This window comes from Paracraurococcus ruber (assembly GCF_004353985.1).
Lineage (GTDB): Bacteria > Pseudomonadota > Alphaproteobacteria > Acetobacterales > Acetobacteraceae > Paracraurococcus > Paracraurococcus ruber.
Genome location: NZ_SMOA01000051.1, coordinates 1 through 20,845 on the forward strand (window position 1 = coordinate 1; position 20,845 = coordinate 20,845).

Consider the following 20,845-nt stretch of genomic DNA (forward strand, 5'->3'; position numbering starts at 1 on the left):
CGGCGCGGCGACCCGGCGGCGGCGGCGGTGGCGGACCGCCTTCGCATGGACAGCGCGGCCGACCTGGCGGTGGCGGACGGCCTGACCCGGGCGCGGGAAGCCGCGCGGCTCGGCCTCGCGGCGCTCGACGGCATGGCGGGCACCCTGGCCGAGCTGCGCGCCGCGGTCATCCAGGCGCAGCCCGCCGCCGCCCGGCCGGAATTCGCGCTGCAGCGGGCGGCGCTGCTGGTGGCCCGCCTGGATGCGCTGGCGCGCGATGCCGGCTTCGACGGCGTCAACCTGCTCGCCGGGCAGAGCAGGCCGGGCCAGCAGACCCAGGCCGTGGTGCTGCAGGGCCGGGATGGCGGCACGCTGATCGTCGGCGGCGCCGGGATCGCGGCGCTGAACGCCAGCGCCGCTGGGCTGGGGCTGGACGCCTTCGATGCCGCCGGCCAGGGCGTCACGCTCGATTTCGGGACGCCGCCCGCCGGCTATTTCGCCGGCACCACGCGCCGCATCACCCTCCGGTCCGACAATGCCGGCAGTGGGGTCGCCGGCAATCCCGGCCGGGAATGGCGGTTCGATCTTCGCCCCGGCGCCGGCGGCGCGCCGCAGGACGAGGTCACGGCCGAGGCCGACGGCAACCCGACCGAGGTGGTGACCATCGTCGCGGTCGGGCTGCCCGCCGATGCGACGGCCGCCGACGCGCTGCGGGCGCTGGCCGCCGCCCTGGCCGCCAGCGGCTTCACGACGCGGCTGGACGCGGAGGGCGGCCGGCTCCGCATCGCCGGCAACAACCTCACCCAGGCTGGCGGGGTGGACCTCTCCGGCCTCGATCCCTGGACCGCCGGCTACGACTACCTGGGCAGCGCCCAGGCCAGCGGTGCCGCCGCGGCCGGCGCCACCACCCTGCCGCTCACCTTCCTGCCGGCGGATTTGGCCGGCAGCCCGGTCGGCAGCGAGATCTCCGGCGCCGCCTTCGCCCGCAACACCCAGATCACCGGGGTGAACGCCCAGGCCGGCACCGTCACCATCGACAGGCCCCTGACTGCGGCCCTGGCGGCCGGGACGGTGGTGGGCGTGGAGAACCGCCAGATCGGCACGCCCGAGGCCAGCGGCTGGACCGGGCCCGAGGCGGCGCTGGCGGTGGTGGAGGCGGCGTCGCGCAAGCTGGGCACCATGGCCGCGACGCTGGGCGCCGCGATGAACCGGATCGAGGCGCGGCAAGCCATGCTCCGCCGCGGTGCCGATGCGCTGCTGGCCGGCGCCGGGTATCTGGCGGATGCCGACATCCCGAAGGTCCGCGCCGCCTATCTGGCGGCGCAGGTCCGGCAGCAGCTTGCCACGCAGTCGCTCGGCATCGCCAACCGGGCGCCGCAGCTTCTCCTCCGCCTCTTCGCCTGAACCGCAACCCCGGCCGCGCACCGGGCGTTGGCCGGGGGACAGGGCGGAGGCAGGCATGGCAGATCCGATGAGGCTGGCGGCGGAGAGCGTGGCGGCGACGCCCTTCGAGATCCCTGGCGCGCGCGGCGAATTCCGCATCCAGATCCTGAACGAGGCGACGGACCGCGGCGTCGTCACCAGCATCGTCCACATCCCGGCCGGCGGCGTCATCCCCGCGCATTTCCATGCGGCGGGGCAGGAGATGCATTACGTGCTGGAAGGCGACCTGATCGAGCGCGGCGAGCGGCTTGGCCCCGGCAGCTTCCTGACGCATGCCGCAGGGGTGGTGCATGGCCCGCATGGCAGCGAGGGCGGCGCGAAGGTGCTGACGGTGCAGTCCTGGCAGTCCCGCGACGGCAAATTCGACTTCCACCCCGCCGAGGGCGACGCGGCGGGCGGCACCCAGGCGCAGGCCGGCCAGGGGCAGGATGTCCAGGCGCGGGACACCCGGACGCAGGATGCGCAGGACCTGCAGGCGCGCGCCCCGCGCGGCGATGCCGGCGAGACCGGCGCCGCCATCGCCAGCGAGGGCCAGCCCGGCACGGATGAGGGCGCCCGACCGGAGGGACGCGAAGCCACCGAGCAATCGCTTGGCCGCGGCTATGGCTGAGCGGCACGGAGGGCGGCCGCGCGGCTCCCGGCCGGCCGGCGGCCGACCGGCGATGGCCGCCAGCGGCCCGCGACGACGGCCCGCGCCTTCGGGCTTCGCCCGACACTGGCTTGCGCGGCGCCGCCGGCCATCGGTGCCGACCCGGTGACTTACCCTCAGGGCCCGCGGCGACCCGCCTCAGCCCTCCAGCCTCGCCCCCGCCCGGCGCAGCACGGCGCAGAGTCGCGAGAAGGCCAGCCAGAAGGCGCCATGCCCCGGTGCATCCTCCGGGTCCGGGCCGTGCCGCGGCTCACCCCGGCGCAGCAGGCCGAGCCGCGCCTCGAACCGCCCGCGCATGTTCTCGAGGAAGGCGTCGCTCGCGCCGAGATACTGCTCGACCAGCTCGGCGGCGATGTCGATCTCGAGCCCCGGCCGCCCGGCCAGGGTGAAGCGCTTCAGGCTGCGGCTGTCCTGCGCCAGCGCCAGGTGCAGCCGATGCAGCTCGGCCAGGTGCCGCGCGATGCGCAGCCGGGTCTCGCGCGCTTCCTCGGCCAGGCTGTCGGTCTCGGCCATGCTCGATGCCTCCCGCTCCGGGGGTCGGGGAGGCTGCGCGCGGCAGGGTGAAGCCTCGGTTAAGCCGGGCGCATCGCCGCGAGGTCCGCCAGCACCCGCGGCCAGGAGAAATCCTCCGGCTGCGTCGCATAGCGCAGCGTGTCCCCGGCCAGCGGCACCCAGGGCTGCGCGCTGCGCGCGAAGAAATGCACCTGCGGCCGCACCCAGCCCGTCTCGTCCAGCGTCCCTGCCCGCACCGCCACCAGCGTGCCGGCCGCCGCCGTGCCCGGCCGCGCCCCGCCGCAGATCCAGCACCCGCAGGCCGCGCAGACCCAGCGGGTGGAGGTGCGGCCGCTGTCGGTCCGGCGCTGCAGCGGCCGCGTCTCGCCCCGCAGCAGCCGGAAGGCCTCGGCCGGCACCAGCACGGCCAGGCCGAAGGCGCTGCCGCTGAGCCGCTGGCAGTCCCGGCAATGGCAGGCATAGGCCAGCCCCGGCGCCACGGTGATGGCGTAGCGCAGGCCGCCGCACTGGCAGCCACCCGCCTGCGGCAGCCGCATCCGATCCCCCTCCCCCGCTGCTTGACCCCATCATCGCCGGGGGCGAGCCTGCCGCGGAACGTCCCGGAAGGAACACCCGTCATGCTGCCGCTGCAAGGCATCAAGGTGCTCGAGATCGGCCAGAACCTCGCCGGTCCCTATGCCAGCGAGATCCTCGGCATGCTGGGCGCCGAGGTGGTGAAGATCGAGCGGCCCGAGGGCGACGACGCGCGCGGCTGGGGCCCGCCCTTCCATGCCGGCATCGCCTGCAGCTTCCACGCGGTGAACCGCAACAAGCGCAGCGTCGTGCTGGACCTGAAGGACAAGGCGGCGCAGGCCTGGCTGCGTTCGTTCATCACCACCCAGGACATCTTCGTCCAGAACATGCGGCCCGGGTCGCTGGACGCCTTCGGCCTGGGTGCCGAGGCGCTGCGGGCGCTGAACCCGCGGCTGATCCACTGTTCGCTGCACGCCTTCGGCGCCAAGGGCCCCATGGCCCTGAAGCCGGGCTACGAGCCGATCGTGCAGGCCTTCGCCGGCATGTTCAGCGTGAACGGCCTGGCGGAGGCGCCGCCGGCCCGCGTCGGCATGCAGGTGCTCGACCTCGGCACCGGCGTCTGGGCGGCGCTGGGCTGCCTCGCCGCCCTGCAGCGCCGCCACCATACGGGGGAAGGCTGCACGGTGGACACCTCGCTGTTCGAGACCGGCCTTGGCTGGATGGCGCAGCATGTGGCGGGCTTCAACGAGAGCGGACGGCAGCCGCCGCGCCACCGCACGGGCAACCCGAAGCTGATCGTCTTCCAGGCCTTCGACACGGCGGATGGCGAGATCGTCGTCGCCGCCGCCAATGACCGGCTGTTTGCCAAATTCGCCGGCGTGCTGGGCCACCCCGAATGGGGCGCGGACCCGCGCTTCCGCACCAATGCCGACCGCATCGCCCACCGCGAGATCCTGCTGCCGCTGCTGGAAGGCGCGATGCGCGAGCGGACGAGCGAGGAGTGGTCGGCGGCGCTGGAGGCCGCCGGCATCCCGTGTTCCCCCATCCATGACCTGGCCGCCGTCGCCGCGCACCCGCAGACCCGGGCGCTCGGCATCATGCAGCCCATGCCGGGCTATGCCCTGGAAGGGATCGCCCTGCCGGTGTCCTTCGACGGCGAGAGGCCGCCGGTGAAAAGCGGGGCGCCTGCGCTGGGTAACGCCAACGCGGAACTCGGGGCGCCTCTCCCGCGGCAGGCCTAGGCCAAAGGGGGCGCCGCCGCCTTTGGAAACCCAGGCCACAGGCGTGGCCTGGACCGGCCTGAGTCCTATTCCGGTTCGATCCCCGCCATCCGGACGAAGCGGGACCATTTCTCGCGCTCGATCCGCACCAGCGCGGCGATGCGCTCCAGGTCCAGCGCCTCCGGCAGGAAGCCGAACTCCAGCAGGCGGGACCGCGCCGGCTCGGCCAGGATGGCGGCATTCACCAGGGCATTCAGCCGCTGCAGCGCCGCGGGCGGCGTGCCGGCCGGCGCCGCGATGCCGAGGAAGCCGGTCAGCACGAATTCCGGCCAGGTCTCGCTCAGCGCCGGCAGTTCCGGCCAGCGGTCCCAGCGCCCCTGTCGGGTGATCGCCAGCGCCCGCGCCTGCCCTTGCTTCACATACGCATCGCCCGCGGTGGTATCGACGAAGATCAGGTCCAGCCGCCCGGCAAACAGATCGGCGAAGGCGCTGCCGATGGCGCGGTAGGGCACGCCCTGGAAGGGCGCGCCGGACATCACGCCGAGCAACTCCCCCGGCACCCGGGAGGAGGCGTTGAAATGCCCGAAGAACAGCCCGCCCGGCTTCGCCCGCGCCGCCGCGACCAGCCCCGCCACATCCCGCCAGGGCGCATCCGCGCGCACCAGCAGATAGGCGCCGTTGGAGCCGAAGAAGCCGACCGTGACGAAGTCCCGCTCCGGGTCGTAGGGCAGGTCGCGCACCGTGCTGGGATTGGCGGAATGCGTGCTGGTGGTGGCCAGCAGCAGCGTGTGCCCGTCCGGCGCCGCCTGCTTCACCGCCATGGTGCCGATGACGCCATTGGCGCCCGGCCGGTTGTCCACCACCACGGCCTGCCCGGTCGCGGCCTCGACATGGCTGGCGATCAGCCGCGCCGTGATGTCGCCCGACCCGCCCGGCGCGAAGGGCACGATGATGCGCAGCGGCCGCGCCGGGACGCCCTGCGCCCGCGCCGGCCAGGGCGCCAGCGCCGCGGCGGCCAGCAGCCTGCGGCGGCCGGTCACGCCGGCAGCGGCGCCGCCTCCGGCGCCAGCCTGGCCGGGATGCCGTCATGCTCGCCGAAATCGGGCGCGAGCGGCCGGCGCGGCTGCACGGTCAGCCACAGGCGCACCATCAGCCGGCGCTTCTCAGGCTCCGGCCAGTCCTCGAACTCGGTCCTGGCATGCGTGGTGACGTAGTTGTTGCAGAACTGCATGTCCCCGGGCTCGAGCATCATGTCGAGCCGCATGTCCTCCCGCGCGCTCAGCGTGCTCATCAGCTCCAGCGCCTCGCGCTCCGCCTCGGTCAGCGAGATGCCGCGGCGCTGGGCGCCGGTCTCGATCGGGTTGCGGATGAAGCGGCAGGACAGCACGCCATCCTGCCGGCTGAAGACGGGGATCGGCCTCGGCGTCACACCCGCAGGGTTGTCCGCCGCCTCGCGCTCCGAATAGTGGAAGCCCCTGTACAGGATCGGCAGCAGGTCCGGCCGCACCCGGAGGATCTCGTTGTGCACCGCCATGGTGCTGACGACGGAGGACAGCCCCCCCTCCTTCGCCCGCCGCTGGCAGAGCAGGCCGACCAGGTCGCAGCGGTCGGTGTGGAAATCCAGCCGCGCCTTGGTCTGGTAGCCGCGGGTATTGGCGGACCCGTAGGTGCGGCCCTGGTCGAAGACATGGCCCAGCATCTCGCCATGCGAGTTCTGCGAGACCGCGCTGCCGAGATGCGTGCCGATCGCCCAGAAGATCGCTTCCCGCTCCACCTCGCTGAACCGGGCGGCCGGCAGGCCGCGCAGCACGAAGAAGCCGCGGCCATCCCGCGCCTCGGCCAGCCAGGCGGCGAGCCGTGGCGCCAGCAGCGGCAGCGGGACATCGGCGCGGGTGATGGCGGTGGTCGGGATGCCGCGTGCCTGCACGCCGCGCAGCGCCCCTTCCAGCTCCGCCACCTCCGCCGCGGTCAGGGTGGCGATCCAGCCGGTATCCTGCGCGATCTCGGCGCCGCGCCAGGCGCTGGCGCCGGTGACGGGGGCAAATGTGGGCATGGCGTTTCCTCTCCGCTCCAGGCTCCGCCCTTTCCCGGGCCGGCGCAACACCCCCCCTTACCGCAAGGGGGGAAGGCTGGTTCAATGGCGGGCCAGGGCGGATCGCGGCGGCTTGCCCGGACGCGCAGCCGATCCTGCAAAGACCACCGAGGAGCGAGGCCCCTCCGCGCCGGCGGGCGCTTCGGTCCGAGACGTCCAGAAGGGTTCCGTGATGACCGCCCATGCCGCGCTGCGGATCGCGCCCATCCGTGCCTCGGTGACGGAGGCCGAGTGGCAGGCCCGCCTCGACCTCGCCGCCTGCTACCGCCTCTGCGAGCAGTACGGCATGTCGGACATGATCTACACCCACATCACCGCGCGGGTGCCGGACAGCCCCGAGGGAGAGGGATCGCATTTCCTCATCAACCCGAACGGGATGCTGTTCGGCGAGATCACCGCCTCGTCGCTGCTGAAGGTGAGCGTCGAGGGCGAGATCCTCTACAAGCCCGACCTGCCCTATGGCCTGCACCCGGCGGGCTTCACCATCCACAGCAGCATCTACCGCGCCCGCCCGGATGCGATGGCGGCGATGCACACCCACACCGTCGCGGGCATGGCCGTCTCCGCCCTCAAATGCGGGCTGCTGCCGATCACCCAGACGGCCACGCGCTTCTATGGCCGCATCGCCTACCACGACTTCCGCGGGCCGGAGCGCGACCCGTCGGAGCGCGAGGCGCTGGCCCGCAGCATCGGCGCGCGGAATGCCTGCATCCTCCGCAACCATGGCCTGCTGACCCTGGGGGAGAGCGTGCCGGAGGCCTTCATCGCGATGTGGGGGCTGGAGCGCGCCTGCCAGGCGCAGCTGCAGGCCATGGCCTGCAACACCGAATTGGAGATCCCGTCGGACGAGGTCGTGCGGAAATCCTGTGCGATGTACGACCCGCCGAACAGCCGCCGCTACGGCCTGCTGGAATGGCCCGGCCTGCTGCGCAAGCTGGATGCCGCGGACCCATCCTGGCGGGAGTGAGGCGGTGCGGCGCCGCAGGCTGCTCGCCACCCCCGCGCTGCTGCTGCCGGCGCGCGCATGGGCGGAGGACGCCTGGCCAGGCCGTCCCGTCCGCATCGTCATCCCCTTCGGCGCCGGCGGTCCGATCGACAATGTCGGGCGGTTGCTGGCGGAGCAGCTGCGCGACCGCCTGGGCCAGCCCTTCCTGATCGACAACCGCCCGGGCGCCGGCGGCAGCATCGGCATCCGCGCCGTCATCCAGGCCTTGCCGGATGGCACGGTCTTCCTGCTGACCAGCGCCTCGCTGGCGTCCGTCCCCGCGCTCTATCCGGCGCAGGAGCTGGATCCGCGCCGCCTGCTGGCGCCGGTCAGCCTGGTGGCGGACGTGCCGACCGCCATGGTGGTGCGCGCCGACGGCCCCTGGCGCAGCGTGCGGGCGGTGGCGGCGGCCGCCCGGGACTGGCCCGGCGAGCTCACCTACGGCAGCGGCGGCGCCGGCTCCTCCAACCATCTCGCGGGCGCGCTCTTCGCCTCGGCCGCCGGGATCACGCTGGAGCACATCTCCTATCGCGGCGCCGCGCCGGCGATGATCGCGCTGCTGGCCGGCGAGATCGACATGGTCTTCGCCTCGACGGTGGAGACGCTGCCGCATGTGCAGGCCGGCCGCGCCCGGCTGCTGGGCGTGGCGACGGAACGCCGGGTGCCGAGCCTGCCGGAGACCCCGGCGATCGGCGAGGTCGTGCCGGGCTATGTGGCGCTGAACTGGTATGCCATCGCCGCGCCGCGCGCGACGCCGCCGGCGATCATCGCGCGGCTGTCGCAGGCCCTCGCGGCGCTGCGCGACCTGCCGGAGGTGAAGGCGCGCTTCGCCGCCGCCGGCACCGCGCCGCTGCTGACCGGGCCGGAGGCGCTGGCGGCACGGCTGGAGACCGAGGTGCCGCAATGGCAGCGGGTGGTGGCGGAGGCCGGCATCCGCGGGGAATGACGCCCGCGCTGGCCGCAGCATCACTGCAGCGGCGCCGGGCGCGGAGGTTCGGATCGCCGGCGCGAGGCGCGATGCCTTGCGACGACCGGTGCGCCGCAGGGCGCGCGGGCCTGGAGCGCGGGCGCAGGATTTGGGAGGGAACGGATCAATGAGCAAGACCGTGGGCCGCGTGCTGGCCGAAAGCCTCATCGCGCATGGCGTCGACACCATCTGGATGGTGCCGGGGGAAAGCTTCCTCGGCCTGACCGATGCGCTGACCGAAACCCCGCAGGTGCGCCTGATCGTCTGCCGGCACGAAGGCGGCGCCGGCTTCATGGCGGTGGCGGATGGCCGCATGCAGGGCGGCCGCGCCGGCGTGCTGCTGGTCTCGCGCGGGCCGGGCCTGTCCAACGCCATGGTCGCGCTGCACACCGCGCATCACGATGCGACCCCGCTGGTCGTCCTCTGCGGCCAGGTGGAGCGCAAGGATTTCGGCCGCCTGGCGCTCCAGGAACAGAATTACTCCAAGCTCCTCGCCGACGTGGCGAAGGACGTCATCGAGGTGAACGAGGTGGTGCAGGCCAGCGAGAGCATCGCCCGCGCCTTCCACCTGGCCGAGAGCGGCACGCCCGGCCCCGTCGCCGTCATCCTGCCGGAGGACATCTTCGACGAACTCGCGGAGGGGCCCGTGGCGAAGCCGCGGCCGCGCGTCTTCGGCGGCGCGCGGGCCGAGGACCTGGACCAGCTGGCCGACATGCTGGCGAAGGCGGAGCGCCCGCTGGTCTGGGTCGGCGGCGCGCTGGCCAATGCCGGTGCGGAGACGCTGGACGAGCTGCGGCAGCTGGCCGAGCAATGGGTCCTGCCGGTGTCGCCGACGCATCGGCGGCCGCAGCTCTTCGACAGCGACCATCCCAATTACGGCGGCTACATGGGCATCCGCGTGCCGAAGCAGCTGGTCGAGGAGATGAAGCGCGCCGACCTGCTGCTGGCGCTGGGCGAGCGCATCACCGATTCCGTCAGCCAGTCCTACAGCTTCCCCACCGCCCCCGATCCGCAGCTGCCGCTGGTGCAGGTCTGGCCGGATGCGAACGAGATCGGCCGCGTCTTCCGCCCCGATCTCGGCATGGCGGCCGAACCGGCCGCCGTCATCCGCGCCCTGCTGCGCCGCGGCGCGCCGCCCGATGCGCAGAAGCGCGCCGGCTGGGTCGCCGGGTTGCACCGCATCCATCGCGGGCTGATGGAACCGACCTGGGACAGCATGCCGGATGGCGTGAATTTCGCCGCCATCTGCGTCGAGGTGGGCAAGCATCTCGCGGCGGATGCAGTCGTCACCTCGGATGCCGGCAACTTCTCCTCGTTCATCCACCGCTATATCGGCTTCCGGCCCGGGCAGAATTTCCTCTCCTCGGTGGTCGGCGCCATGGGGGCGGGCGTGCCGATGGCGGTCGCCGCCGCCATCCGCCGGCCGGGGAAGCAGGCCGTCGCCTTCGTCGGCGATGGCGGCGCGCTGATGACGGGCAACGAGATCGCCACCGCCATGCAGTACGGCGCCGCGCCGGTCATCATCCTGTCCGACAACAAGCGCTACGGCACCATCGGCATGCACCATGAGGTGCGCTACCCCAACCGCCCCTACGAGAATGCGGTGCGCCTGACCAACCCCGATTTCGCCGCCTGGGCGCGCGTCTTCGGGGCGGAGGGGATCACCATCTCGACCGAGGCGGAGGTGGAGGGCGCAATCGCCCGCGCCTTCGCGGTGAAAGACCGGCCGGTGGTGGTGCATGTCCATACCAGCGCCGAGCAGATGAGCGCCTGGCGTCGCCGCGGCGCGCCGCGGCTGCATGGCTGAAGGGCGCCGGCCTTGCCGCCAAGCGGGCTTCGGGGCCCGTCCGGCCGGCCGCCCTGCGCTACCACGCCATGCCCGGCGCCAGCGCCGGTCCGGGACCCGGTCCGGGGATCGGGATCCAGCCGGGGAACCGCGTGCCGCAGGGCGGGCCGTCATGCGCCGCGGTGACCAGCGCGGTGGCGACGGCCAGGCTGGCGCCGCCGCCGACCTGGTCGGGTTCGGCCTCGTCCGGCGGGACGAGCCTCCCGGTCATGTCCATCGGTGGCCGCAAATGCCGGGCGCCGTCCCCGCGGCGGAATGGCCGAGGCTGCGGCCGCGCCGGGGACACAGTCTGCGCCATGGCGCATGATGCCTTCCCGAGGGAGCCTGCCGCATGACCCCGACGCGACGCGCGGCGCTGGCCGCGCTGCTGGTCCTGCCATCCGCCGCGCGGGCGGCGTCCTGGTCGCCCGATCGCCCGGTGCGGATCGTCGTCCCCTATCCGCCGGGCGGTCCGACCGACATCCTGGCGCGCGCCCTGGCCGCCGCGCTGCCGGAGGCCTGGCGCCAGCCGGTGGTGGTGGAGAACCGGCCTGGCGCCGGCAGCAGCATCGGCACCGAGGTCGTGGCGCGCGCCGCGCCGGATGGCACGACGCTGCTGCTGGCGGCGACGGCGCATGTGATGAACCCGCCGCTGATGCCGCGCCTGCCCTTCGACCCCGTGCGCGACTTCACGCCGCTGCTGAACTGCGCCTTCCACCCGATGGTGCTGGTGGTGCATCCGGCGACCGGCATCACGGACATGGCGGGCTTCGTCGCCGCGGCGCGGGCGCGGCCGGGCGGGCTGACCATGGGCTCGGCCGGCATCGGCAATGCCAGCCACCTGGCGATGGCGCTCTTCGCCCAGGTGGCCGGCATCGCGCTGACGCATGTGCCCTTCAGCGGCGCGGCGCCGGCGCAGGCGGCGCTGCTCGGCGGCCAGGTGCAGGGCGGCTTCCTGAACTCCACCGTGGCGGTGCCCCAGCTTCGCGCCGGCGCGCTGCGCGGCCTGGCGGTGGCGGATGCGCGGCGCTGGCGCGAATTGCCGGACCTGCCGACCCTGGCCGAGGCGGGGTATGCGGGCGCCGAGGCCGGGTCCTGGTACGGGCTGCTGGCGCCGGCCGGCCTGGCGCCGGCGCTGGCGGCGCGCCTGCATGCCGACCTGCTGGCGGCCCTGCGGCGACCGGAGGTGCAGGCGCGCATCCTGGCCGCGGGCCTCGACCCGCTGGAGACCGGGCCGGAGGAGTTCCAGGCGCAGATCGCCCAAGAAGCGGCGAAATGGGCGAAGGTGGTGCGGGAGGGCGGGATCCGCCCCGACTGATGGCAACCGCACGCCTCCTCCCAGCGGATCGGGCATGCGACGGGGCGCCGCGTCCCATGCCGCCTCGCCGGGGTCTGCGACGCAGGCCGCCCGGCGATCGAGGCGCCGTGGATCGGGCCCGAGCAACCGCCATCGGCCCCGCCTCCGGCCCCGCGCCGCGTTCCGTGTCCTCCGCCCCGGCATCGCCGGCCTATGCTGCCCGATCGCGCGCGCGGAAGGGATCCGATCGGAATGCATGAGGCGAGGCTGCTGCTGGACCTGGCCGGGGAGGCCGCCCTGCTGCTCTGCGGCCTGCACATGGTGCAGAGCGGCGTGCAGCGCGCCTTCGGCAGCCGCCTGCGGCAGGCGCTCGGCATCGCCCTCGGCGGCACCGGACGCGCCTTCCTGGCAGGCCTCGGCGTCACGGCGCTGCTGCAGAGCAGCACGGCGACCGCGCTGATGGTCGGGTCCTTCGCCGCCGGCGGGGCGGTGGCGCTGGCGCCAGCGCTGGCGGCGATGCTGGGCGCCAACCTGGGCACGGCGCTGATCGTGCAGCTTCTCTCCTTCGACGCCGCAGCGGTCGTCCCGGCGCTGGTGCTGGCCGGCGTGCTGGCCTTCCGCCGCGGCAGGCGCGCCATGGTGCGGGACCTCGGCCGCGTGGCGATCGGCCTCGGCCTCATGCTGCTCGCCCTGCACCTGATGGTGGAGAGCATGGCGCCGGTCGAGTCCTCCCCCACGCTCCGCCTGCTGCTGGCGGCGCTGGCCGACCAGCCGCTGCCCAACCTGCTGCTGGCCACGATGGTGGCCTGGGCGGCGCATTCCAGCGTCGCCGGCGTGCTCTTCGTCGCCTCGCTCGCCGGCAGCGGCGTCGTGGCGCCGGCCGCCGCCTTCGCCATGGTGCTGGGCGCCAACCTGGGCAGCGCGCTGAACCCGCTGCTGGAAGCGGGCGGCGACCGGGAAGACCCGGCCCGGCTGCGCGTGCCGGCCGGCAACCTGCTGAACCGGGCGGTCGGCACCGCGCTCGGCCTGGCCCTGCTGCCGCAGGCGGTGGCGCTGCTGCAGGCGCTGGACCCGGTGCCGGCCCGGCTGGTGGCGAATGCGCATCTGGGCTTCAACCTGGCGATGGCCCTGCTGGCGCTGCCGCTGGTGCCGCCGCAGGCCAGGCTGCTGCGCCGCCTGCTGCCCGACCGCACCGGCGCCGACCCCGCGGCGCCGCGCTACCTGGACGAGGCGGCGCTCGGCACGCCCTCCGTCGCGCTGGCCAATGCGGCGCGGGAGGTGCTGCGGATGGCCGACCGGGTCGAGGCGATGCTGCAGGCCTCGGCCGAGGCCTTCCGCGCGCCGGACCGCGACGCCGCCCGCGCCGCCGCGCGGCAGGACGATGCGGTGGACCGGTTGCACCGCGCCGTGCATGCCTACCTCGCCGCCATCCCGCGGGAGTCGCTGGGCGAGGAGGACAGCCGCCGCCTGCGGGAGGTGCAGGCCTTCGCCGTCGCGCTGGAGCATGCGGCGGATGTCATCGGCCGCGACCTGCTGAAGCATGCGGTGAAGCGGCAGCGCCGCGGCCTGGCGCTGGAAGGCCCGGCGCTGGCGGAGATGCTGGCCCTGCACGCCACCCTGCGGGAGCAGCTTCGCCTGGCGATCGCCGTCTTCATGCTGGAGGATGTGGAGGCGGCGCGCGCCCTGGTGCGCGGCAAGGAAGGGCTGCGCGGGGCCGAACGGGCGGCGATGCGGCGGCTCGGCGAAGGCGGCGCGGCCGGGCTGCTGCTGGACGCGGTGCGCGACCTGCGCCGGGTCGGCGGCCATCTGGCGGCGGTGGCGCATCCGCTGCTGGAGAGGCGCGGCGAGCTGCTGCCCAGCCGCCTGGCGGAGGTCGCCCCCGGTGCGTCGCGGCGTGGCCCACGCGAGGCGGCGCTGGGTCCCTGACGGCCGGGGCGCATCGGCCGCGGGCGGGCGCGCGCCGCCCCGGCCCTTCCCCGGCAGGCGGCGGCCTGCCGCGGGCCGTTCGCGGCTGGCCGCAATGGCCCTAGGATGCCGCCGAACAGGGAGCCACCTCCATGGACGCCGTCACCCAGCCGCCCGCAGCAACGCGCCCGGACCCAGCGACCATCCGCCTGAACCCCGAGGACGGCGTGGTCATCGCCCGGCGGGTGCTGCCGCCGAGGACACCGGTGGGTGCCGGCGTATCCACCGCCGCCCGCATCCCGGCGGGCCACAAGATCGCGGTGCGGGCGCATGCGAAGGGCGAGCCGGTGCGGCGCTACGGCCAGATCATCGGCTTCGCCACCGATGCCATCGCGCCCGGCGCCTGGGTGCACACCCACAACCTGGGCATGGGCGACTTTTCCCGCGACTATGCCTTCGGCCAGGATGCCCGCCCGACCGAGAAGGTGCCGGTGCCCGCGACCTTCCAGGGGATCCGTCGTGCGGATGGCCGCGTGGCGACCCGCAACTACATCGGCATCATCACCAGCGTGAATTGCTCGGCGCATGTGGCGGAGCTGATCGCGCTGGCCTTCCGCCGCAACCCCATCACCGGCGAGGACCCGCTGGCGCCCTGGCCGAATGTGGACGGCGTGGTGGCGCTGACCCACAAGACCGGCTGCGGCATGACCCAGGGGGAGCCGCTGACCCTGCTGCGCCGGACGCTCGGCGGCTTCGCGCGGCATGCGAATTTCAGCCATGTCATCGCCATCGGGCTCGGCTGCGAGGTGAACCAGATCGGCGGCCTGCTGGACGAGCAGCGGCTCTCCGGCCGGCTGCGGAACATGGACATCCAGGAGATGGGCGGCACCCGCAAGACCGTCGCCGCCGGCATCGCCTTCGTGAAGGAGGTCCTGGACGAGGCCAACAGGGTGTCCCGCGTCGCGGTGCCGGCCAGCGACCTCTGCGTCGCGCTGCAATGCGGCGGCTCGGACGGGTATTCCGGCATCACCGCCAACCCGGCGCTCGGCGCCGCCAGCGACCTGGTGGTGCGCCATGGCGGCACGGTGATCCTGAGCGAGAGCCCGGAGACCTATGGCGCCGAGCACCTGCTGACCCGCCGCGCCGTCAGCCGGGAGGTCGGGCAGAAGCTGGTGGACGTGATGCATTGGTGGGAGGAGTACACGCGGCGCGAGGGCGCCGAGATGGACGCCAACCCCTCCCCCGGCAACAAGCTCGGCGGGCTGACCACGATCCTCGAGAAGTCGCTGGGCGCCATGGCCAAGGCCGGCAGCACCAACCTGGTGGAGGTGGTGCGCTACGCCGAGCCCGTGACGGCCAAGGGCTTCGTCTTCATGGACACACCGGGCTACGACCCGGTGGGCGCCACCGGCCAAGTCGCGGGCGGCGCCAACCTGCTCTGCTTCACCACCGGCCGCGGCAGCGTCTTCGGCTGCAAGCCCACGCCCTCCATCAAGCTGGCGACCAATACGCCGATGTACCAGCGGATGGAGGACGACATGGACATCAACTGCGGCACCATCCTGACCGGCGAGGAGAGCGTGCAGCAGGTGGGCGCGCGGATCTTCGACCTGATGCTGCGCACCGCGAGCGGCGAGCGGACGAAGAGCGAGGCCTTCGACTTCGGCGCGGCGGAATTCGCCCCCTGGGTGCTCGGCGCGACGATGTAGTCGGGTTCAGGGGATCGGGGCGCGGGTGATGCGGGACAGCGGTTCGTTGATCTCGCGATAGGTCGCCTCGATCCCCGTGACGCCGGCGCGGCCGAGGCGGTCCGCATGCATGCGGTGATAGGCTTCGGCCGCGGCCCGGCTTTCGAACAGGTAGGCGCCGCCGGCGCGGCCTTCGGCCGTGCTCCCGGTCCAGATCTTCCACAGCAGGCCCGGTTCCTGCGCGATGCTGTCCGCCAGCGCGCGCAGGGCCGCGGCCTGTTCCGGCCCGCCGGGTGGGCGGGCCGGAAAGTCGAGGATCAGGAGGGTGACGCCGTCAGCCTTCATAGGCGACGAGGCGCTGGGTCTGCTCGCCCAGCCCCTCGATGCCGAGGCGCATGGTCTGCCCCGCCTTGAGGAAGACCGGCGGCTTCATGCCGAGGCCCACGCCGGGCGGCGTGCCGGTGAAGATGACGTCGCCCGGATGCAGGGTGATCATGTGCGAGACATAGGACACGATCGTCTTCACCCCGAAGATCATGGTGCGGGTGGAGCCGTTCTGCATCCGCTTCCCGTCGACCTCCAGGAACATGGACAGGTTCTGCGGATCGGGGACCTCGTCCTTCGTCACCAGCCAGGGGCCGACCGGGCCGAAGGTGTCGCAGCCCTTGCCCTTGTCCCAGGACCCGCCGCGCTCGATCTGCCATTCGCGCTCGGAGACGTCGTTGCCGGTGGCATAGCCTGCCACATGGTCCAGCGCCTGGTCCTCGGACACGCATTTGGCGCGCATGCCGATGACGATGCAGAGCTCGACCTCCCAGTCGGTCTTCACGCTGTTCTTCGGGATGATGACGTCGTCATCCGGGCCGCAGAGCGCGCCGAGCGACTTCAGGAAGACGATCGGCTCCTTCGGCACCGGCGCCCCGGTCTCCGCCGCGTGGTCGGCATAGTTCAGGCCGATGCAGACCAGGTTCTTCATGCCGCTGGTCGGCGGGCCGATGCGGGTGCCGGCCGGCACCGCGGGCAGCGAGCCGGGATCGAGCGCGGCCAGCTTCTGCAGGCCGGCGGGCGAGAGGACGTCGCCCGCGATGTCCGGCACCACGCCCGAAAGGTCGCGGATGGTGCCCTGGGCGTCGAGCAGCCCCGGTTTCTCCTGGCCCGGCGGGCCATAGCGCAGCAGCTTCATGTGGGGTCCTCCAGGAAAGGAAACATCGCCGACGCGGCCGGGGTTGGTGTGGCGGCTGGCCACGTCGGCGCAGCCAATGGTCGTGGCGATAGGGAACGGTAGTCTCGCGCCGGCGCGAAGGGTCGGTGTGGCGGCTTCTTGCCGGCGCGCAAACTAAAGCGTCCAGCCGCCATCGATGACGATGGCCTGGCCGGTGACGAACTGGCTCTCCGGCGCCGCGAGATAGACGACCAGCGCCGCGATCTCCTCGGCCGTCGCCAGGCGGCCCATCGCCTGGCGCGCGACGAAGGCCTGCCGCGCGGCGTCCAGCCCGCCGGCCTGCGCGGCATTGGCGGCGATGCGGTCGCCGAGGCTCGGCGTATCCACCGTGCCGGGGCAGACGGCGTTGCAGCGGATGCCCTTCGTCACGTAGTCGGTCGCCACCGACTTGGTCAGGCCGATCACCGCCGCCTTGGTCGTGCCGTAGAGGAAGCGGTTGGGCGCGCCCTTCACGCTGGAACAGGCGCTGGCCATGTTCACGATGGACCCGCCGCCCTGGCCCAGCATGCCGGGGATGGCGGCGCGGATGGTCTGCCACATCGCCCGCACATTCAGGCCGAAGGCGAAGTCCCAGTCCTGCTGGGTGCAGGTCTCGATGGTGTTCTGGTGGACGAAGCCGGCGCAGTTGAACAGCACGTCCAGCGGCCCGGCCGCGGCGATGGCGGCGGCGACCGCGGCATCGTCCAGCGCGTCCAGCGCCCGGGTCTCGATGCCCTGCGCCGCCAGCCCCTGCAGCTTGTCCGCATCGCGGTCGGTGGCGACGACGCTTCCGCCTTCCGCGGCGAAGGCCAGGGCCGCGGCACGGCCGATGCCCTGGCCCGCCGCCGTCACGAAGCACCGCTTGCCCTGCAGCCTGCCGGCCATGACCCGTCCCTACCCCGTTGGGCCCGCCCCGCCGGCCAACCGGCGGGGCAGCGCCGCCTTGCTGCGCCTGGCGAGCCGATGCCTGGCCGTGGGCGTTGCCGCCGCGCGACGATCGGCTCGCCTCCGGGCGCCATGATCACGGCGGCGCCCGCCGCGTCAACCGGGGGTCAGGCCGCGACCGCCGGCGGCAGGGACAGGAAGGCATGCACCGCGTGCCAGTACTGATGCCGGTTCATCCCGTATTGCAGCGCATGCGCGGCATGCGAGAGCGTGACGAATTGCCGGTCCCCGTTCGGTAGCCGGCCGAAGAAATCCTGCAGGTCGGCCAGGCTGGCGATGCCGTCATGCTCGCCGCGGATCAGCAGCACGGGGGATGTCACATCCTCGGGCCGCACCACCGGCAGGTTGGCGGTCATGTCCAGGTAGGTCCCGGTGGGGATGCGGTCGCCGAAGACCAGTTCGGCATCGGCCAGCGCCTCGGCCACCGCCATGTCAGAGGTGCCGGGCGCGTCGCGGGTGAAGATGCTGCGGATCATGGCGCGGTCGCGCAGGCGCGTGGCCTGGGCGCGCCATTCCGGCAGGCGCTTCGCCCGCTCCGCCAGGGTCGGCGAATCCTTGCCCGTATAGGTGAAGGCCGAGAGCACCAGCCTATCCACCCGTGCCGGTTCCCGCGCTGCGAAGACCGCGGCCCGCAGCGCGCCGGAGCTTTCGCCGGCGAAGTGGAAGCGCGCCGCCCCCGTCTCCCGCGCCACCACGGGCGCGGCGGCGGCCAGGTCGGCGGCGCCGCTGGCGATGGCGGAATTCGACCCGGTGCGGGAGGAACGGCCGTAATTCTCGTGGTCCATGGTCCAGACGTCGTAGCCCAGCCGGGCGAAGACGTTCATGAGCGAGTATTCGCCCTTGCCCGGCACCGTCAGGTCGAAGCTGGACCGCGCGGAGTTGGAGGAGCCATGGACGAGGAAGAGCACGGGCCGCGTCGTCTCCCCGGCGCGGGGGGCGCCAAGCCGCTTGCGGTAGAGGGAGAGGCGGACGGGCCCCTTCTCCGCCCAGTATTCCGCGCTCCAGACCGGATCCTCGGCCGCGGCGCCCGTGGCGGCCAGGGTGCCGCCGGCGGCCGCGCCGGCCAGCACCCGCCGCCGCGATGGGGTTCCCCGCATGCCGCTCCCTCCGATGGTCACGGGGGCAGCCTATCGTCCCACGGGCCCGCGGGGAACGGCGACGACATCGCGGCGCCCCGGGCAGGGCGCGGCGCGCCGAAGGCCCGGGGCGTCAGTCCCGGGTCAGCGGCGGCCGAGCTCCGCCTGGGCGAAACGGCGGGCCACCGGCACCGGCTGGGCGGCCGCCACCGGGGCGGGCTTCGCCTGATCCTGCGCCGCCTGCGGGCGGGGCGGCGCCGGCATGAAGGCCCGCTGGTTCTGCTGCATGGTGCGGGCCGCAAGATCCTCCGTCGCGGATTGCGCCCAGGCGGAGGCGGGGATCGGGGCCGCGGCGAGGCCGAGCAGCAAGGCTGCGGCAAGCGAGATGCGCGACATGGACATCAACCTCAAGGGAAAGGGCGGCCGAATAGCCACCTTGCTTGAGGCTCCATTTGGGGATGCGCGTCCGCGATGCCAATCCGCCAGGCGGAGGACCGGCATTCATCCGGCTGATGGAGCCCCAACCCCGGGGCGATGGCAGCGGCGGCCCGCGCGCCGGGCCGTTGATGGCCCGGCGCGCCATGCCCCGGTCAAGGCCTGCCCCGGTCAGGGCCTGCCCCGGTCAGTGGTTGTGCCGGCTCTCCCCGCGCGTCTCGAGGATGTTGAGATAGGCGGTCGCCGGTTCCAGGCAGCCGCCGGTGCCCAGCTGCCCGACCATGCTGCGCTGGATCTCCTCCCAGGGCGTCTTGTGGACCAGCCTGGGCGGCTGCCAGGCGGCGCGGCGGGCGGCGAGTTCCGCTTCCGGGATCAGCACATCCACCTTGCGCGTGTTCAGGTCGATGCGGATCGGGTCGCCCGAGCGCAGCAGGGCGAGGCCGCCGCCCACCGCGGCTTCCGGCGAGACGTTGAGGATGGAGGGGCTGCCGGAGGTGCCGCTCTGCCGCCCGTCGCCCATGGTGGGCAGCGTGTCCACGCCCGCCTTGATCAGCGCGGCGGGGGGCTGCATGTTCACCACCTCGGCGCTGCCGGGATAGCCGACCGGGCCGCAATTGCGGATCACCAGCACGGTGCGCTCATCGATCTCCAGCGAGGGATCGTCCAGCCGGTCGTGGTAGTCCTCAGGCCCCTCGAAGACGACCACTTTCCCCTCGAACACGCCCGGCGGCTCGCTCAGGAAGCGGCGCTGGAATTCGGCATCGATGACGCTGATCTTCATCACCGCATTGTCGAAGATGTTGCCCGACAGGATGGCGAAGCCGGCGCGCGGCTTCATCGGCGCGGCATAGGCGCGGATCACCTCGCGGTCCGGCTCCTCCAGCCCCTCCAGGTTGGACGCGTAGCTGCGGCCGGTCACCGTCATGGCGTCGCCATGGATCTTCCCGGCCTGCAGCAGCTCCTTCATCACCGCCGGCACGCCGCCGGCCCTGTGGAACGCCTCGCCCAGGAAGCGGCCGGCGGGCTGGCAATCCACCAGCAGCGGGATGTCGTGGCCCAGGCGGTCCCAATCCTCGATCGCCAGTTCCACGCCCATGTGGCGGGCGATGGCGATGATGTGCGGCGGGCAGTTGGTGGAGGCGCCGATGGCGCTGGCGGCGACGATCGCATTCTCGAAGGCCTGCCGCGTCAGGATGTCGGAGGGGCGCAGGTTCTCGTGCACCATCTCGACGATGCGCTTGCCGGTGGCATAGGCCATCTGCCCGCGTTCCCGGTAGGGGCCGGGGATGGCGGCGCAGCCGGGCAGCGACATGCCCAGCGCCTCCGCCAAGCTGTTCATGGACAGCGCCGTGCCCATGGTGTTGCAGTGGCCGACGCTGGTCGCGCTGGACGCCACCAGCTCCATGAAGCGCTCGTAGTTGATCTCGCCGGCCGCGAGCTGCTTCCGGGCCGCCCAGACGATGGTGCCGCTGCCGGTGAGCTGGCCACGGAAATGCCCGTCCAGCATCGGCCCGCCGGACAGCACGATGGCCGGGATGTTGACCGTGGCGGCGCCCATCAGCACCGCCGGCGTGGTCTTGTCGCAGCCCGCGGTCAGCACCACGCCGTCCAGCGGGTAGCCGTGCAGCACCTCCACCAGGCTCAGATAGGCCAGGTTGCGGTCCAGCGCCGCGGTCGGGCGCTTGCCCGTTTCCTGGATCGGGTGGATGGGAAATTCCAGCGGGATGCCGCCGGCGGCGATGATGCCGTCCCGCACCCGCTTCGCCAGGTCGATGTGGTGCCGGTTGCAGGGTGCCAGGTCGCTGCCGGTCTGGGCGATGCCGATGATCGGCTTGCCCGACTGCAGCTCCCCCCGCGTCATGCCGAAATTCAGGTAGCGCTCGGTGTAGAGCGCCGTCATGCCCGGGTCCTCCGGGTCGTCGAACCAGCGCTGGCTGCGCAGCTTGAAATGCTTCTTGGTCTGGTCGGAACCGGCCATGGGGGCGCTCCCTTCGCTGGGCGGTAGCTGTGTCCCGGCCGGGGCGCTTGTCAATCAATGGTACATACCCAGGCCACTTCCTTGTGTTCGCCGCCGGCGGGGCCGGCGCTTCCCGTGCCGCGTGCGGAACCGGT

20 protein-coding genes are annotated in these 20,845 nt (G+C 73.3%); 9 read left to right on the forward strand and 11 right to left on the reverse strand.

Annotated features, from left to right (window positions below; all coding sequences use genetic code 11):
* Both E2C05_RS11990 and E2C05_RS11995 read left to right on the forward strand, forming a co-directional pair.
* The coding region (locus E2C05_RS11990) for a flagellin (RefSeq protein ID WP_275670497.1) at positions 1-1,383 on the forward strand (1,383 nt) is incomplete at its 5' end.
* A gap of 55 nt (positions 1,384-1,438) precedes the next feature.
* Positions 1,439-2,032: a cupin domain-containing protein gene (locus E2C05_RS11995; RefSeq protein ID WP_158292073.1), complete on the forward strand. Its 594-nt coding sequence runs from the start codon at positions 1,439-1,441 to the stop codon at positions 2,030-2,032.
* Positions 2,033-2,209: 177 nt separating this feature from the next.
* On the opposite strand, the gene E2C05_RS12000 is transcribed toward E2C05_RS11995, so the two are convergent.
* Positions 2,210-2,584 (reverse strand): hypothetical protein, encoded by a 375-nt coding sequence (locus E2C05_RS12000; protein WP_133219873.1) that lies wholly within the window; start codon positions 2,582-2,584, stop codon positions 2,210-2,212.
* A 59-nt stretch (positions 2,585-2,643) separates the two neighbouring features.
* Positions 2,644-3,120, reverse strand: coding sequence for a GFA family protein (locus E2C05_RS12005; RefSeq protein ID WP_133219874.1), 477 nt, complete (start codon positions 3,118-3,120; stop codon positions 2,644-2,646).
* A gap of 81 nt (positions 3,121-3,201) precedes the next feature.
* On the opposite strand from E2C05_RS12005, the gene E2C05_RS12010 reads away from it, so the two are divergent.
* Positions 3,202-4,338, forward strand: coding sequence for a CaiB/BaiF CoA transferase family protein (locus E2C05_RS12010; RefSeq protein ID WP_133219875.1), 1,137 nt, complete (start codon positions 3,202-3,204; stop codon positions 4,336-4,338).
* A gap of 65 nt (positions 4,339-4,403) precedes the next feature.
* On the opposite strand, the gene E2C05_RS12015 is transcribed toward E2C05_RS12010, so the two are convergent.
* Together E2C05_RS12015 and E2C05_RS12020 are read right to left on the reverse strand one after the other, a co-directional pair.
* The gene (locus E2C05_RS12015; protein WP_133219876.1) at positions 4,404-5,357 is read right to left on the reverse strand and encodes a Bug family tripartite tricarboxylate transporter substrate binding protein; all 954 of its coding nucleotides are present in this window, start codon (positions 5,355-5,357) and stop codon (positions 4,404-4,406) included.
* Positions 5,354-6,370 carry a TauD/TfdA family dioxygenase gene (locus tag E2C05_RS12020; protein WP_133219877.1) on the reverse strand — a complete coding sequence of 339 codons (1,017 nt, stop codon included), beginning with the start codon at positions 6,368-6,370 and terminating at the stop codon, positions 5,354-5,356. Before E2C05_RS12020 ends, E2C05_RS12015 begins: the two co-directional genes overlap by 4 nt.
* 211 nt (positions 6,371-6,581) lie before the next feature.
* On the opposite strand from E2C05_RS12020, the gene E2C05_RS12025 reads away from it, so the two are divergent.
* The 3 genes from E2C05_RS12025 to E2C05_RS12035 all read left to right on the forward strand — a co-directional run bounded on the left by E2C05_RS12025 (position 6,582) and on the right by E2C05_RS12035 (position 10,168).
* Positions 6,582-7,376: a class II aldolase/adducin family protein gene (locus E2C05_RS12025; protein WP_133219878.1), complete on the forward strand. Its 795-nt coding sequence runs from the start codon at positions 6,582-6,584 to the stop codon at positions 7,374-7,376.
* A gap of 4 nt (positions 7,377-7,380) precedes the next feature.
* Positions 7,381-8,340 (forward strand): Bug family tripartite tricarboxylate transporter substrate binding protein, encoded by a 960-nt coding sequence (locus E2C05_RS12030; RefSeq protein ID WP_158292074.1) that lies wholly within the window; start codon positions 7,381-7,383, stop codon positions 8,338-8,340.
* Between the two features lie 148 nt (positions 8,341-8,488).
* Positions 8,489-10,168 carry a thiamine pyrophosphate-dependent enzyme gene (locus E2C05_RS12035; RefSeq protein WP_133219880.1) on the forward strand — a complete coding sequence of 560 codons (1,680 nt, stop codon included), beginning with the start codon at positions 8,489-8,491 and terminating at the stop codon, positions 10,166-10,168.
* 58 nt (positions 10,169-10,226) lie between these two features.
* Here E2C05_RS12035 and E2C05_RS12040 read toward each other — a convergent pair whose 3' ends face one another.
* Positions 10,227-10,424, reverse strand: coding sequence for a hypothetical protein (locus E2C05_RS12040; protein ID WP_133219881.1), 198 nt, complete (start codon positions 10,422-10,424; stop codon positions 10,227-10,229).
* Positions 10,425-10,538: 114 nt separating this feature from the next.
* Here E2C05_RS12040 and E2C05_RS12045 point away from each other — a divergent pair, with 114 nt between their 5' ends.
* The 3 genes from E2C05_RS12045 to E2C05_RS12055 all read left to right on the forward strand — a co-directional run bounded on the left by E2C05_RS12045 (position 10,539) and on the right by E2C05_RS12055 (position 15,097).
* A complete protein-coding gene (locus E2C05_RS12045) occupies positions 10,539-11,504 on the forward strand; it encodes a tripartite tricarboxylate transporter substrate-binding protein (RefSeq protein ID WP_133219882.1) in 966 nt (321 codons plus the stop codon).
* A 231-nt stretch (positions 11,505-11,735) separates the two neighbouring features.
* Positions 11,736-13,409 (forward strand): Na/Pi cotransporter family protein, encoded by a 1,674-nt coding sequence (locus E2C05_RS12050; RefSeq protein ID WP_133219883.1) that lies wholly within the window; start codon positions 11,736-11,738, stop codon positions 13,407-13,409.
* A 131-nt stretch (positions 13,410-13,540) separates the two neighbouring features.
* Entirely contained in the window at positions 13,541-15,097 is a 1,557-nt protein-coding gene (locus E2C05_RS12055) for a UxaA family hydrolase (RefSeq protein WP_133219884.1), read from the forward strand.
* 6 nt (positions 15,098-15,103) lie between these two features.
* Here the strand turns inward: E2C05_RS12055 and E2C05_RS12060 are convergent, their stop codons facing one another.
* From E2C05_RS12060 to E2C05_RS12085, 6 genes are all read right to left on the reverse strand, one after another.
* Positions 15,104-15,421 (reverse strand): monooxygenase, encoded by a 318-nt coding sequence (locus E2C05_RS12060; protein ID WP_133219885.1) that lies wholly within the window; start codon positions 15,419-15,421, stop codon positions 15,104-15,106.
* A complete protein-coding gene (locus tag E2C05_RS12065) occupies positions 15,411-16,259 on the reverse strand; it encodes a fumarylacetoacetate hydrolase family protein (RefSeq protein ID WP_133219886.1) in 849 nt (282 codons plus the stop codon). The genes E2C05_RS12060 and E2C05_RS12065 overlap by 11 nt, the downstream gene beginning before the upstream one ends.
* A 153-nt stretch (positions 16,260-16,412) precedes the next feature.
* The gene (locus E2C05_RS12070) at positions 16,413-17,162 is read right to left on the reverse strand and encodes an SDR family oxidoreductase (protein WP_133219887.1); all 750 of its coding nucleotides are present in this window, start codon (positions 17,160-17,162) and stop codon (positions 16,413-16,415) included.
* A 167-nt stretch (positions 17,163-17,329) separates the two neighbouring features.
* Entirely contained in the window at positions 17,330-18,319 is a 990-nt protein-coding gene (locus E2C05_RS12075; RefSeq protein ID WP_133219888.1) for an alpha/beta fold hydrolase, read from the reverse strand.
* Positions 18,320-18,442: 123 nt separating this feature from the next.
* A complete protein-coding gene (locus tag E2C05_RS12080; RefSeq protein WP_133219889.1) occupies positions 18,443-18,694 on the reverse strand; it encodes a hypothetical protein in 252 nt (83 codons plus the stop codon).
* A 226-nt stretch (positions 18,695-18,920) separates the two neighbouring features.
* Complete coding sequence (locus E2C05_RS12085; protein WP_133219890.1) at positions 18,921-20,711, reverse strand: IlvD/Edd family dehydratase; 1,791 nt, start codon at positions 20,709-20,711, stop codon at positions 18,921-18,923.
* Between the last annotated feature and the right edge of the window lie 134 nt (positions 20,712-20,845).

Bases quoted from the DNA above. Each gene is read 5' to 3' on its own strand.
- E2C05_RS12050 (WP_133219883.1), top strand. From the start codon at position 11,736: ATGCATGAGGCGAGGCTGCTGCTGGACCTGGCCGGGGAGGCCGCCCTG.
- E2C05_RS12005 (WP_133219874.1), bottom strand. From the start codon at position 3,120: ATGCGGCTGCCGCAGGCGGGTGGCTGCCAGTGCGGCGGCCTGCGCTAC.
- E2C05_RS12040 (WP_133219881.1), bottom strand. From the start codon at position 10,424: ATGGACATGACCGGGAGGCTCGTCCCGCCGGACGAGGCCGAACCCGAC.
- E2C05_RS12020 (WP_133219877.1), bottom strand. From the start codon at position 6,370: ATGCCCACATTTGCCCCCGTCACCGGCGCCAGCGCCTGGCGCGGCGCC.
- E2C05_RS12070 (WP_133219887.1), bottom strand. From the start codon at position 17,162: ATGGCCGGCAGGCTGCAGGGCAAGCGGTGCTTCGTGACGGCGGCGGGC.
- E2C05_RS12075 (WP_133219888.1), bottom strand. From the start codon at position 18,319: ATGCGGGGAACCCCATCGCGGCGGCGGGTGCTGGCCGGCGCGGCCGCC.
- E2C05_RS12035 (WP_133219880.1), top strand. From the start codon at position 8,489: ATGAGCAAGACCGTGGGCCGCGTGCTGGCCGAAAGCCTCATCGCGCAT.
- E2C05_RS11995 (WP_158292073.1), top strand. From the start codon at position 1,439: ATGGCAGATCCGATGAGGCTGGCGGCGGAGAGCGTGGCGGCGACGCCC.
- E2C05_RS12085 (WP_133219890.1), bottom strand. From the start codon at position 20,711: ATGGCCGGTTCCGACCAGACCAAGAAGCATTTCAAGCTGCGCAGCCAG.
- E2C05_RS12080 (WP_133219889.1), bottom strand. From the start codon at position 18,694: ATGTCGCGCATCTCGCTTGCCGCAGCCTTGCTGCTCGGCCTCGCCGCG.
- E2C05_RS12025 (WP_133219878.1), top strand. From the start codon at position 6,582: ATGACCGCCCATGCCGCGCTGCGGATCGCGCCCATCCGTGCCTCGGTG.
- E2C05_RS12010 (WP_133219875.1), top strand. From the start codon at position 3,202: ATGCTGCCGCTGCAAGGCATCAAGGTGCTCGAGATCGGCCAGAACCTC.
- E2C05_RS12055 (WP_133219884.1), top strand. From the start codon at position 13,541: ATGGACGCCGTCACCCAGCCGCCCGCAGCAACGCGCCCGGACCCAGCG.
- E2C05_RS12045 (WP_133219882.1), top strand. From the start codon at position 10,539: ATGACCCCGACGCGACGCGCGGCGCTGGCCGCGCTGCTGGTCCTGCCA.
- E2C05_RS12065 (WP_133219886.1), bottom strand. From the start codon at position 16,259: ATGAAGCTGCTGCGCTATGGCCCGCCGGGCCAGGAGAAACCGGGGCTG.
- E2C05_RS12060 (WP_133219885.1), bottom strand. From the start codon at position 15,421: ATGAAGGCTGACGGCGTCACCCTCCTGATCCTCGACTTTCCGGCCCGC.
- E2C05_RS12000 (WP_133219873.1), bottom strand. From the start codon at position 2,584: ATGGCCGAGACCGACAGCCTGGCCGAGGAAGCGCGCGAGACCCGGCTG.